Source organism: Ruminococcus sp. AF20-12LB, assembly GCF_003478985.1.
In the GTDB taxonomy this organism is placed as follows: domain Bacteria; phylum Bacillota; class Clostridia; order Lachnospirales; family Lachnospiraceae; genus Blautia_A.
In genome coordinates, this window is sequence record NZ_QUGH01000019.1 from 21,157 (window position 1) to 34,283 (window position 13,127).

The window sequence follows — 13,127 nt, forward strand, 5'->3', positions numbered from 1 at the left end:
TTATGATAAGAAAGGAGGGTTTATGAATGCTTATTTCTGTTTATCAGAGCTCTTTTTCACTCATTTCTTCCAGGAGAGCCTTCTTCATGTCATAGAGTGACTGGGAGAGATCTACATAAACCTTCTGCGGATTTACAAAACGTCTGGATTCATCCCACAGTGTGTTTTGCTCCTGTTTGCAGTAGTCGCGGAGTTCCATGACAGATGGAGACTGGTAAACGCTCTTACCACCTTTAATTACCGGAACAAGGAGCTCACGGAGTTCGTAGGTTCCGCCAAGAACCTTGGTCTTTTTCCAGGTGTCAACCGGGTCGAAGATCACCATAGTTTCTTCCAGATCGAATTTCTCATCTGCAAGGCAGATCAGATCGGCCTTGATCTTGCCGGTCTTTTTGCTGTAGATACGGTATACAGTCTTGTTGCCCGGGTTGGTAACCTTTTCTGTGTTTTCGGAAAGCTTGATCTTCGGCTGGAAGGTATCGCTGTCAGCGTCCTTTACAGCGGCAAGTTTGTATACGCCGCCGAATGCCGGATTGTTATCGGCTGTGATCAGTTTGGTTCCGACGCCCCAGGAATTGATCTTGGCATCCTGGGCCTTCAGGCTTTCGATAAGATATTCATCAAGATCGCTGGAGGCAGAGATGGTAGCATCATCGAAACCGGCAGCAGCCAGCATCTTGTAAGCTTTTTTGGAAAGATATGCAAGATCACCGCTGTCGATACGGATTCCATAGTTCTTCAGCTGGATACCTTCCTCACGCATCTCCTCAAATACACGGATCGCATTGGGAACACCGGATTTCAGGACATCGTAGGTGTCAACCAGAAGAGTACAGGAATTCGGGTAAAGTCTCGCATAGGTCTTAAAGGCAGTGTACTCATCCGGGAAACTCATGATCCAGGAATGAGCATGTGTTCCGAGAACCGGAACGTTAAACATCTGGCCGGTCAGTACGTTGGAAGTACCTGCACATCCGCCGATCACTGCCGCTCTGGCACCAAAGATTCCGGCGTCCGGACCCTGGGCACGGCGAAGACCGAATTCCATGATTGGATCGCCCTTGGCTGCGTGGCATACACGTGCTGCCTTAGTGGCAATAAGACTCTGATGGTTCATAATGTTCAGGATGGCGGTCTCTACAAGCTGAGCTTCCATGATCGGTGCGATAACCTTGACCATCGGCTCTCGTGGGAAGATCACGGTCCCCTCCGGAATTGCGTAGATATCACCGGTGAATCTGAAGTTGCTCAAATACTCAAGGAAATCATCCTCAAAGATGCCAAGACTTCTCAGATAGGTAATGTCTTCTTCTGAGAAACGGAGATTTTCGATGTATTCGATCATCTGCTCCAGTCCTGCGCAGATGGCAAAACCGCCATCGCATGGATTGTTGCGGTAGAACATATCAAAGACAACGGTCTGGTTGGTAGGATTTTTGAAATATCCCTGCATCATGGTAAGCTCATAGAGGTCCGTGAGCAGAGTAAGGTTATTTGCTCGCATAGCGTTCTCCTTTAGATGCCTCCGGATATTGTGACCGGAGGGAAATACACGGTTGTTTCCGCTCTTTTTATTATACGGCTTATTATAACACAAAGGAGTGGATTGTAAAATTTTTTTTACTGCGTAAACCCGCATATAATAGGGAGTTTTAACAGCAGTTTAAGAAATTTTGAAAAAAAATAAAAAAAATTAAAAAAAGGGGTTGCAATTTCAAAAAAGCTGTTATATAATAACATCCGTCGCAAGCGATAAGGCAAGCGAAAAACAAAACACATAGGGCTATCGCCAAACGGTAAGGCAACGGACTCTGACTCCGTCAGTTCAAGGTTCGAATCCTTGTAGCCCTGCTTCTTAAGTACCTCGGTTGAGAGGTACTTTTTTTGTGCTCAAAAATAAGAAGATATTTGCAAGTTGCTGTTCACTGATAATATTCGCAATCCGCTGCGCCAAAAAAACAAGTGCGTTTCTTTCTGCCAAGTGTTACAATAAAGTATAGACAGTATGACAGGAGGCATGAATGAGTTACAGTTTTGAGAGTCGAGTAAGATTCAGTGAGATCGGAGAAGATGGCTGCCTGACGTTGCCGGGAGTTCTGGATTATTTTCAGGATTGCTGTACCTTTGAATCCGAGCAGACAGGAGTCGGTATGGAAGTATTAAAGGAACAGAAAAGAGCCTGGGTACTTTCTGCATGGCAGGTGATCGTGAAGCGGTATCCAAAGCTTGGTGAAAATATAAAAGTAACAACAATTCCTTATGGATTCCGTGGATTTATCGGAATGCGTAATTTTATTCTTGAGACAATGGATGGTGAGAAGCTGGCATGGGCCAATTCCTACTGGTCCTTTATCAATACAGAAACCGGTCTTCCGGAAAAGCTGACACCGGCAGATACAGATCCCTATGATCTGGGCGAAAAAATAGAGATGGATTATGCACCAAGAAAGATCGCGCTTCCGAAGGAACGGGAAATGCAGAATGCTTTTTCCGTACAGAAGCATCATCTGGACACCAATCATCATGTGAATAACTGTCAGTATATCCGGATGGCAGCGGATCATCTGCCTGAGGATTTTAAAGTTGGTCAGCTTCGTGCTGAATATAAACGTCAGGCAGTACTGGATAATGTTATCATTCCGGAAGTATATATGACAGAAAATAAAGAAGCTGTAGTTCTCAACGCGGAGGATAAAGAACCTTACGCAGTAGTTGAGTTTACAAAATAAATATAGGCGGTAGAGATTAGTACATCGTTTTTGAAACAACTATACCGTAAAAGGAGGGCGCGCTATGCTTGAAAAATTAAAAGAAGAAGTTTACAGAGCAAATATGGATCTGCCAAAATATGGTCTTGTTACCTTTACATGGGGAAATGTCAGCGGGATCGACAGGGAGCAGGGACTTTTTGTGATCAAGCCAAGTGGTGTGGATTATGACAAGCTGACACCGGAAGACATGGTAGTGGTAGATATTGATGGAAATAAAGTAGAAGGAAGATACAATCCATCCTCTGATACACCGACACATGCAGTTCTTTACAGAGCATTTCCGAATATCGGCGGTATCGTACATACCCACTCATCCTGGGCAACAAGCTGGGCACAGGCAGGCAGATCGATCCCGTGTTATGGAACCACACATGCAGATTACATTTACGGAGAAGTACCATGTGTGCGTAATCTGACCAAAAGAGAGATCGAAGAGGCATATGAGAAGAACACAGGAGTTCTTATTGCTGATTATTTTAAAAACAAAGATTATGAAGCAGTGCCGGCCGTGCTGTGCAAGAACCACGGACCTTTTACCTGGGGTAAGGATGCTCATGAGGCAGTTCATAACGCAGTTGTTCTTGAGGAGGTTGCCAAGATGGCATCTCGCTGCGAGCTGATCAATCCGGATGTAAAACCGGCGCCGCAGGAGCTTCAGGATAAGCATTACTACAGAAAACATGGTGCAAATGCGTATTATGGTCAGGTAGACCTGGAAGACTGATCAGAAGAAAAAACAGTTTGACCCGATGGTGGGTCGTCAATATCCGCCTGAGTGGAAATGCCGCGGAACAGTACCGCGGCATTTTTTGTCGAAAAATGCAGAAAATGTCAGATTTGCTGACCTTTAACACAGATGCCGCCGAAATATGTGCTAATGTCAAGAAAAATGCAGAACATTAACACATTTATTAAAATAGGTGGCAGGATGAAAATATACGCTTATCAAGGAAAAAAGAATGTTTCCGGAGAAAAAATACGCCAGATGAGGAATATGAAACGGATGTCGCAATCTGCGTTGGCCGCAAAAATGCAGGTGGAAGGAGTGATGCTGGAGCGTGACAGTATCAGCCGGATCGAAGGAGGAGAACGTTTTGTAGCAGATTATGAACTGCGGGTGTTTGCCAAGGTACTGGGAGTGGATGTGAAGTGGCTTCTGAACGAGCAGTAAATAAGGCAATATTGGATTATAGTTCACTGGTAATATTCCGCTGAGAACGGAGTGAAAAGTAGCACAATATTGGTCTGACTGGCAGGAATCTGTGTAAACTACTTGATATTTATGTCGGAAACTGCTACAGTATAAAGAAAAAAAGACGGCCGGGAAGCCCTGTGGAGGGCAAACGGTCACGGATAAGAAGATAGAGGCGCGGATTTTATCAGTATTTATGGATGCAAGGCCCTGGCAGGCTGTTCATAAAGAAAGGAAAATCTGCCGAAGTGCTCTGGAAGGCCAGATGACAGGGTGCTGGGATAACGTAGAATATGCGTTGTACTGTCACGGATGTGGAGCGCTATCGGTAGCACTTCGGGAAATCTGCATTTAATATGCTGAATGGAGATTTTCTGACAGGCTATAAGTTAAATAAGGATTATTTAACCGGAGGTGTTCTTAAGAAGAGACAGCCTCCGTTTTTTTGTCCCCGAAAAAGGGAGGAGAAAAATGAGTAAAAAAGCAGGAACAGCATTGTCTGTTATGGCAATGATATTCATGGGCGCACTGGCAAGTCCTTTGACTGTGCTGGCTGCGGATGCGGAGGAGACTTACCAGCCTGCTCTGTATGCAACGATCTGGGCACTGCTTCCACCTCTTGTAGCGATCATCCTTGCGCTGATCACGAAAGAAGTATACAGTTCTCTGTTTGTGGGAATTGTAGTAGGAGCACTGATCTATTCCGGATTTAAATTTGAAGGAACGGTAACACAGATTTTTGAGGGAGGAATCATCAAGGTTCTTTCTGACAGCTATAACGTAGGAATCCTGATCTTCCTTGTTATCCTGGGATCTGTGGTATGTATGATGAACAAGGCCGGCGGCTCTGCCGCATTCGGACGATGGGCCAGCAAAAAGATCCATACACGTGTGGGTGCAGAGCTTGCATCGATCATCCTTGGAATTCTGATCTTCATTGACGATTATTTTAACTGTCTGACAGTAGGAAGTGTTATGCGTCCGGTAACAGACAGACATCATGTATCCAGAGCAAAATTTGCATACCTGATCGATGCGACAGCCGCTCCGGTATGTATCATCGCACCAATCTCATCCTGGGCTGCCGCAGTCAGCGGATTTGTAGAGGGACAGGATGGACTTGCGATTTTTGTAAGAACCATCCCGTATAACTTTTACGCGATCCTTACTATTGTAATGATGGTTGGCATGGTACTGATGAAAACCGAGTTTGGTGCCATGAAAACACATGAGATCAATGCTCTGAACGGAGATCTTTATACAACATCTGCAAGACCGTATGAGAATGCAACGGATGATGCGACACCGAATCCGAGAGGAAAGGTGATCGATCTTGTGATCCCGATCGTTGTGCTTGTTATCTGCTGTGTCATCAGTATGATCTACACAGGAGGATTTTTCAGCGGAACAGATTTTGTTACCGCATTTTCACAGAGTGATGCCTCTACAGGCCTTGCAATGGGAAGTGCTTTTGGTCTGGTATTTGCCATTATTTTCTATATGATCCGCCGTGTGGTCAATTTCAGAGACTGTATGGGATGCATCCCGGAAGGCTTCAAGGCTATGGTACCGGCGATCATGATCCTGACCTTTGCATGGACACTGAAGGCTATGACAGACTCACTTGGTGCAGCGGTATTCGTAGAAGAAGCAATGCGTTCTGTTGCCGGTGGTATTGAAGTTATCCTTCCAGCCATTATTTTCCTGGTTGGATGTGGACTTGCATTTGCTACAGGTACTTCCTGGGGAACCTTTGGTATCCTGATCCCGATCGTTGTTGCGGTATTTGAGAAATCCAGTCCTGAGATGATGATCATTTCCATGTCTGCCTGCATGGCAGGTGCAGTTTGCGGAGACCACTGCTCACCGATCTCCGATACAACGATCATGGCTTCCGCAGGAGCACAGTGTGATCATGTGACTCACGTTTCCACACAGCTTCCGTATGCGATCCTGGCTGCGGCAGTATCCTTTGTAACTTATATTGTTGCAGGTTTTGTAAAAACAGCATGGATCGCTCTTCCGGTGGGAATCGTGCTGATGCTGATCGTACTTTTTGTCATTAAAAAGATGAACCCGATGCCGATTGAGAAACCAACAGAATAACAGACTAACCCAATGTGGGGGCAGATTTCCCCATGAATGGCAAATAAAAGGCAGTGACGGAAAGAAATTTCCGAAGCTGCCTTTTTTGTGCTTTCTATAATAATTCTCTTATGTTATAATGCAGGACAGACAGCAAATAGTAAATGATCATATATAGTTTTAAGGAACAGGAGTAAGAATGATAGAATTAGGTAAAAAACAGAAATTACTGGTTGTAAAAACCGTGGATTTCGGAATATATCTTGGAGAGGACCGAAACGCACCTCAGAATGAGAGGGTGCTTCTTCCGTCCAAACAGGTACCGGAAGGAACCAAAGCAGGTGATGAGATCGAAGTATTCATCTATAAGGATTCCCAGGACAGACTGATCGCAACGACCCGTGAGCCGATGCTTCAGGTGGGACAGACAGCAGTCCTTAAGGTAAAACAGGTCACCAGGATCGGTGCTTTTCTTGACTGGGGACTGGAGAAGGATCTTCTTCTTCCGTATCATGAGCAGACCAACCGGGTCCGTGAAGGCGAGGAGTGTCTGGTAGCTCTTTATGTAGATAAGAGCAGCAGACTCTGTGCAACCATGAAGGTGTATCATTATCTTTCCACCAGAACTCCTTATGTACCGGGAGATTCGGTAAAGGGGCGTGTCTATGAGATCAGCGGGAATTTCGGCGTTTTTGTTGCGGTAGATGATAAATATTCCGCTCTGATCCCGGCACGGGAGGCAACAGGCAAGTACAGACCGGGAGCTATTCTTGATCTTCGTGTCACAGAGGTGAAAGAGGATGGCAAGATGAATGTCAGTGACCGCCAGAAGGCTTACATCCAGATCAATGAGGATGCAGAGAGCGTATTCAGCGTGATCGAGGAATTTGCAGGGGTGCTGCCATTTGATGATCATGCTTCACCGGAAGTCATCAAGAGAGAGTTTGGCCTCAGTAAGAACGCATTCAAGCGTGCAGTCGGTCATCTGATGAAGGAAGGAAAAGTAGAGATCCGTGACAAGAGGATCTACATTAAAAAATAACAAGGTGTTGACCGGCTCCGGATCAGACACGCTCCGGCACGTTCAGAGAAAAGTGCAGAGCGGGGAGGATCCGGAGCCCTGTTTTTTACGATAAGGAGAATAAATTTGGGGTTTACACATTTACATGTCCATACAGAATACAGCCTTCTGGATGGCTCCAATAAGATCAAAGAATATGTAGCCAGAGTAAAAGAGCTGGGTATGGACAGTGCGGCGATCACCGATCATGGCGTTATGTATGGTGTCATTGATTTTTACAGGGCTGCAAGAGAAGCCGGGATCAATCCGATCCTCGGATGTGAGGTTTATGTGGCTCCGGGCTCCCGTTTTGACAGAGAAGTGGGAAGTGGGGATGACCGTTATTATCATCTGGTCCTGCTGGCTGAGAATAATCAGGGATACAGCAACCTGATGAAAATTGTATCCAAGGCATTTGTGGAAGGGTTTTATTACAAGCCACGTGTGGATCTGGAGCTTCTGGAAAAATATCACGAGGGTATCATTGCCTTAAGTGCCTGCCTGGCAGGAGAGGTCGCCAGATATCTTGCACGTGGAATGTATGAGGATGCCAAGATCGTGGCATTACGTTATCAGGATATTTTCGGAAAAGGAAATTTCTTTCTGGAGCTTCAGGATCATGGGATTCCGGAGCAGCAGACAGTAAATCAGCAGCTTCTCCGTATGCACAGAGAGACGGGGATCGATCTGGTTGCCACCAATGATGTGCATTACACTATGGCAGAGGATGCGGAACCACATGATGTTCTTCTTTGTCTGCAGACTCAGAAAAAGCTCAGCGATGAGAACAGAATGCGCTATGAGGGCGGCCAGTATTATGTGAAATCGCCGGAAGAGATGGCGAGGCTTTTTCCATATGCGCTGGAAGCGCTGGAAAACACGCATAAGATCGCGGAGAGATGTCATGTGGAGATTGAATTTGGTGTGACCAAGCTGCCGAAATATGATGTGCCGGACGGACTTACCTCATGGGAATATCTGAACAAGCTTTGCTATGAGGGACTTGAGCAGCGTTATCATCCGGTAACAGAGGAGCTGAAAAAGCGCCTGGATTATGAGCTGTCTACTATCAAAAATATGGGATATGTAGATTACTTTCTCATCGTATGGGATTTTATCAAATATGCCAGGGACAACGATATCATGGTTGGTCCGGGACGAGGTTCTGCCGCAGGAAGCCTGGTCGCCTATACACTTGGGATCACCCAGCTGGACCCGATCCGCTATGATCTGCTCTTTGAACGTTTCCTGAATCCGGAGCGAGTATCCATGCCGGATATCGATGTGGATTTCTGCTTCGAACGGAGACAGGAAGTTATTGATTATGTAAGAAGAAAATATGGTGATGACTGCGTGGTTCAGATCGTTACCTTCGGTACGCTGGCAGCCCGCGGTGTCATCCGTGATGTGGGCCGTGTTCTGGATATGCCTTATGCCCAGGTGGATACCATCGCCAAGATGATCCCACAGGAGCTGAATATCACCATTGACAAGGCACTGGGAATGAATCCGGAGCTTCGCAAGGCCTACGAGGAACAGGACGATATCCATCGTCTGATCGATCTGGCAAAACGTCTGGAGGGGCTTCCGAGGCATACCTCCATGCATGCGGCAGGTGTTGTGATCAGCCAGAAGGATGTATCGGAATACGTACCCCTTTCCAGAGCACAGGATGGTTCCATTGTCACGCAGTTTACCATGACAACACTGGAAGAGCTGGGACTTCTGAAAATGGATTTCCTGGGCCTCCGTACCCTGACGGTTATTCAGAATGCTGTGAAAATGGTGGAAAAAAGTACCGGTATGCTTCTGGATATGCAAAAGATCGACTACAACGATAAAAAGGTACTGGATTCCCTCGGAACAGGACGTACTGACGGCGTGTTCCAGCTGGAGAGCGCCGGAATGAAAAGCTTCATGAAGGAGCTGAAGCCGCAAAGTCTTGAGGACGTGATCGCGGGAATTTCGCTTTACCGTCCGGGCCCCATGGATTTCATTCCGCAGTACATCCGCGGAAAAAACCGTCCGGATACCATCCGTTATGATTGTCCGCAGATGGAGCCGATCCTGAAGCCGACCTATGGCTGTATCGTATACCAGGAGCAGGTTATGCAGATAGTCCGTGAGCTTGCAGGCTATACCCTTGGACGAAGTGACCTGGTACGCCGTGCCATGTCCAAGAAAAAAGCTTCTGTTATGGCAAAAGAACGCCAGAATTTCGTTTACGGAAATGCCGAGGAGGGAGTACCGGGATGTATCGCCAATGGTATTTCCGAGGAGATCGCAAACAAGATCTACGATGAGATGACAGATTTTGCAAAGTATGCCTTCAATAAGTCTCATGCTGCCGCTTATGCGGTGGTCTCCTACCAGACGGCATATCTCAAATATTACTATCCGGTAGAGTTTATGGCTGCACTGATGACATCCGTTGTGGAAATGCCAAACAAGGTTGCCGAGTATATTTCTGTATGCCGCCAGATGGGGATCCGGATCCTTCCGCCGGATATCAATCATGGTTTTTATGGCTTTTCTGTTGACAATGGTGCCATTCGTTATGCACTTTCTGCCATCAAGAGTATCGGCCGTCCGGTAATCGAGGGGATCGTGAGGGAGCGTGAGGAGCACGGAGAATATACCTCCCTGAAAACATTTATTGAGCGAAATATCGACCAGATCAACAAGAGGGTTGTGGAAAATCTGATCAAGGCCGGAGCGCTGGATTGCCTGGAGGGAAACCGGAATCAGAAAATGACGGTTTATACGCAGATCATAGACAGTATCAACCAGGATAAGAAGCATACCATGGCGGGACAGCTGAGCCTTTTTGATATTGCGCCTGAAGAAGATAAAAACGAATTTGAGATCCGTATGCCGCAGGCAGCAGAATATCCGAAGGAGACGATACTGACCTTTGAGAAGGAAGTTCTCGGCATCTATCTCAGCGGTCATCCGCTGGAGCGTTACCGGAATATGATGGAAAAAATGATCTCTGCAAAAACTTCTGATTTTCAGCCGGATGATGAAACAGGGATACCGGAGGTTTACGATAATCAGAAAGTGATCGTGGGCGGAATGATCACGGATAAAACCATAAAATATACAAAGAATAATAAGGTAATGGCGTTTCTTACAGTGGAGGATCTGGTAGGCACCGTGGAGGTTGTGGTATTTCCACGTGATTACGAAAAATGCCAGATGTTCCTGAATGAAGATGCCCGGCTCTTTATTCAGGGAAGAGTATCCGCAGAAGACGACAAAGCCAGTAAGCTGATCCTGGAAAAGGTCCGTCTTTTTGATGATATGCCAAGAGAACTGTGGCTCCAGTTTGAAAGCCGGGAAGAGTACGCAAAAGCCGAAACCGGTCTGGTAGACGATCTGATGGAATCCAGAGGAAACAGCACGGTGGTTATTTATCTCAAAGATGTCAAGGCAATGAAGAAACTTCCCCCTGCTTATCAGGTCCATATCGAGGACTCCTGGCTGGAACGCATGTGTGAAAAATATGGAAGTTCCAATGTTAAAATTGTGGAGAGAGTATTGAAAAACTTATAAAAATGCTATAAACTATACCCGAATATGTGTATTACAATAGGTTGTTTCATAAGATGGAGGATAACAATATGGCAGAGAACAAAATCAAAACGATCGGCGTTTTGACCAGTGGCGGTGACGCACCTGGAATGAATGCTGCAATCCGTGCTGTTGTCAGAAGAGGATTAAGCAGCGGACTGAACGTAAAGGGAATCTATAAAGGATACAGCGGTCTCTTAAATGAAGAGATCAGAGATATGACAGCAAAGGACGTTTCCGATACGATTGAGCGAGGCGGAACAATTCTTTATACTGCCAGATGTGCAGAGATGAGAACAGAGGAAGGACAGCAGCAGGCTGCAGAGATCTGCAGAAAGCATGGGATCGACGGCCTTGTTGTTATCGGTGGAGACGGTTCCTTCGCAGGTGCGCAGAAGCTTGCGAACCTTGGAATCAACACCATTGGCCTGCCGGGAACTATTGACCTTGATATCGCATGTACCGAGTACACCATCGGTTTTGATACTGCTGTAAATACAGCTATGGAAGCTATTGACAAGGTACGTGATACATCCACATCCCATGAGAGATGCAGTATCATCGAGGTTATGGGACGTAACGCCGGATACCTTGCAGTATGGTGCGGTATCGCAAACGGTGCTGAGGACATCCTGATCCCGGAGAAATATGATTATGACGAGCAGAAGCTTATTGACAATATTGTAGAGAGCCGTAAGAAAGGCAAGAAACACCATATCATCGTAAATGCTGAGGGCATCGGCCATTCAGAGGCTATGGCGAAACGTATCGAGGCTGCGACAGGCATCGAGACACGTGCAACTATCCTTGGTCACATGCAGCGTGGTGGAAGCCCTACATGTAAGGACCGTGTATATGCGTCCATGATGGGTGCTCTCGCAGTAGATCTTCTTGTTGCCGGAAAACGCAGCCGTGTGGTTGGATACCGTCATGGTGAGTTTGTTGATTTCGACATCAATGAGGCTCTTGCAATGCAGAAGAATGTAGATTCCTACATGTGGGAGGTCTGCAATTCTCTTTCTCATAATTACAGAAAATAAAAATATTTATGAACTTAAAAAAAGTTTCAGACGGATTGCATAAACTGAATACGTCACAAATAATTGCCCTCGGCTTTGCGGGGGTGATTTTTGTAGGTGGACTTATTTTATGGCTGCCGTTCTGCAGCGCACCCGGGCAGGCTGTTACCTTCCCGGATGCTGTTTTTACAGCGGCGACCAGCGTATGTGTGACAGGACTTTCCACAGTTGTCATGGCAGTCCAGTGGAGCCCCATTGGAAAAGCGGTTATCCTGTGCCTGATACAGATCGGCGGGATCGGACTGATCGCACTGGCAAATATGATATTTATCAGCCTCCGGCGGAAAATCTCCCTGAAAAACCGGCGGATCATCAAGGAATCCTATAACCTGGATGAAATGGGTGGAGTCGTGGCTGTAGTCCGCAGTGTGGTGAAATGCGTGTTTCTTGCAGAAGGAATCGGTGCGGTCCTGTATGCGTTTTGCTTTGTACCGGAATTTGGAATAAAAAAAGGTCTGGTGCATGCCATATTTCTGGCGGTATCTGCATTCTGCAACGCAGGGATCGATCTTTTCGGGGAAACAAGCCTTTCGGTATATGTGAGCAATCCGCTGGTCAATATCACTACGATTGGCCTGATCATTGTGTCAGGTCTTGGATTTATCGTCTGGTGGGATCTGTGGGATAAATTCCGCAAGGTTCTGAGAAAAGATCTTTCTCCATCCAGAGTTTTTCGTGTATTGCGGCTTCAGAGCAAGCTGGTCCTTACGATGACCGGGATCCTGGTATTTTCAGGGGCATTTCTGGTATTTATTTTTGAATCCGGAAACCCTGCCACGCTGAAGGGGGCACCACTGGGAACAAAGATCATGGCATCCTTTTTCCAGTCAGTGACAACACGTACGGCGGGCTTTTATACCATGGATCAGGCGCTTTTGTCCACACCTACAGTGATCATTTCCCTGCTGTGGATGTTTATCGGAGGATCACCCATGGGCACTGCCGGTGGTGTGAAGACTACTACCATTGCGGTTCTGATCCTTTCCATTGCAGCATATCTTCAGGGAAAAAAGGATGTAGAGGTATACGGCCGCAGGATCCGTGAGAGCTATCTCCGTTCGGCCATGGTTGTTGCAGGAACCAGTGTACTGATCCTTTTTACCATGACGGTGCTTCTGTCCGCAGCAATGCCGGGAGTGGATCTGGCAGATGTTTTATATGAGATCACTTCTGCGGGGGCTACAGTAGGACTTTCCAGAGGACTGACACCTCAGCTGAATGTGGCAGGCAAGTGGATCGTGATCCTTACCATGTATCTGGGACGTATCGGACCGCTGACACTTGGAACAGCAGTTGTGATGCGTGTACGCAACAGGCCGGGAAGCACCACGCATCTCGGTGAAGAAGATATCATGATCGGTTAAACA

Annotated in this window: 9 protein-coding genes, 1 tRNA gene and 1 riboswitch; of the genes, 9 read left to right on the plus strand and 1 reads right to left on the minus strand. The window is 46.6% G+C overall.

Annotation, left to right across the window (positions count from 1 at the left end):
• Positions 1-43: 43 nt before the first annotated feature.
• Positions 44-1,504 carry a nicotinate phosphoribosyltransferase gene (locus DWX61_RS17330; RefSeq protein ID WP_118626585.1) on the minus strand — a complete coding sequence of 487 codons (1,461 nt, stop codon included), beginning with the start codon at positions 1,502-1,504 and terminating at the stop codon, positions 44-46.
• Positions 1,505-1,779: 275 nt separating this feature from the next.
• Between DWX61_RS17330 and DWX61_RS17335 the strand changes: the two genes are divergently transcribed.
• From DWX61_RS17335 to DWX61_RS17375, 9 genes are all read left to right on the plus strand, one after another.
• A tRNA-Gln gene (locus tag DWX61_RS17335) sits at positions 1,780-1,851 on the plus strand.
• Between the two features lie 170 nt (positions 1,852-2,021).
• Positions 2,022-2,729: an acyl-[acyl-carrier-protein] thioesterase gene (locus tag DWX61_RS17340; protein ID WP_118626587.1), complete on the plus strand. Its 708-nt coding sequence runs from the start codon at positions 2,022-2,024 to the stop codon at positions 2,727-2,729.
• A 64-nt stretch (positions 2,730-2,793) separates the two neighbouring features.
• A complete protein-coding gene (gene araD / locus DWX61_RS17345) occupies positions 2,794-3,495 on the plus strand; it encodes an L-ribulose-5-phosphate 4-epimerase (protein ID WP_118515168.1) in 702 nt (233 codons plus the stop codon).
• Positions 3,496-3,699: 204 nt separating this feature from the next.
• Entirely contained in the window at positions 3,700-3,942 is a 243-nt protein-coding gene (locus DWX61_RS17350; protein WP_118515166.1) for a helix-turn-helix domain-containing protein, read from the plus strand.
• Positions 3,943-4,125: 183 nt separating this feature from the next.
• A riboswitch (Lysine riboswitch) is annotated at positions 4,126-4,296 on the plus strand.
• Between the two features lie 138 nt (positions 4,297-4,434).
• Entirely contained in the window at positions 4,435-6,069 is a 1,635-nt protein-coding gene (locus DWX61_RS17355; RefSeq protein ID WP_118626589.1) for a Na+/H+ antiporter NhaC family protein, read from the plus strand.
• Positions 6,070-6,247: 178 nt separating this feature from the next.
• Entirely contained in the window at positions 6,248-7,090 is an 843-nt protein-coding gene (locus tag DWX61_RS17360) for a CvfB family protein (RefSeq protein WP_021652585.1), read from the plus strand.
• A 105-nt stretch (positions 7,091-7,195) separates the two neighbouring features.
• On the plus strand, positions 7,196-10,663 hold the full coding sequence (locus DWX61_RS17365; protein WP_118626591.1) for a DNA polymerase III subunit alpha: 3,468 nt from the start codon (positions 7,196-7,198) through the stop codon (positions 10,661-10,663).
• Positions 10,664-10,731: 68 nt separating this feature from the next.
• Positions 10,732-11,721 (plus strand): 6-phosphofructokinase, encoded by a 990-nt coding sequence (gene pfkA, locus DWX61_RS17370; RefSeq protein WP_059086454.1) that lies wholly within the window; start codon positions 10,732-10,734, stop codon positions 11,719-11,721.
• Positions 11,722-11,729: 8 nt separating this feature from the next.
• Positions 11,730-13,124: a TrkH family potassium uptake protein gene (locus tag DWX61_RS17375; protein WP_244791268.1), complete on the plus strand. Its 1,395-nt coding sequence runs from the start codon at positions 11,730-11,732 to the stop codon at positions 13,122-13,124.
• Positions 13,125-13,127 lie beyond the last annotated feature (3 nt).

Bases quoted from the DNA above. Each gene is read 5' to 3' on its own strand.
- DWX61_RS17350 (WP_118515166.1), top strand. From the start codon at position 3,700: ATGAAAATATACGCTTATCAAGGAAAAAAGAATGTTTCCGGAGAAAAA.
- DWX61_RS17375 (WP_244791268.1), top strand. From the start codon at position 11,730: ATGAACTTAAAAAAAGTTTCAGACGGATTGCATAAACTGAATACGTCA.
- DWX61_RS17355 (WP_118626589.1), top strand. From the start codon at position 4,435: ATGAGTAAAAAAGCAGGAACAGCATTGTCTGTTATGGCAATGATATTC.
- araD (WP_118515168.1), top strand. From the start codon at position 2,794: ATGCTTGAAAAATTAAAAGAAGAAGTTTACAGAGCAAATATGGATCTG.
- DWX61_RS17340 (WP_118626587.1), top strand. From the start codon at position 2,022: ATGAGTTACAGTTTTGAGAGTCGAGTAAGATTCAGTGAGATCGGAGAA.
- DWX61_RS17330 (WP_118626585.1), bottom strand. From the start codon at position 1,504: ATGCGAGCAAATAACCTTACTCTGCTCACGGACCTCTATGAGCTTACC.
- DWX61_RS17360 (WP_021652585.1), top strand. From the start codon at position 6,248: ATGATAGAATTAGGTAAAAAACAGAAATTACTGGTTGTAAAAACCGTG.
- pfkA (WP_059086454.1), top strand. From the start codon at position 10,732: ATGGCAGAGAACAAAATCAAAACGATCGGCGTTTTGACCAGTGGCGGT.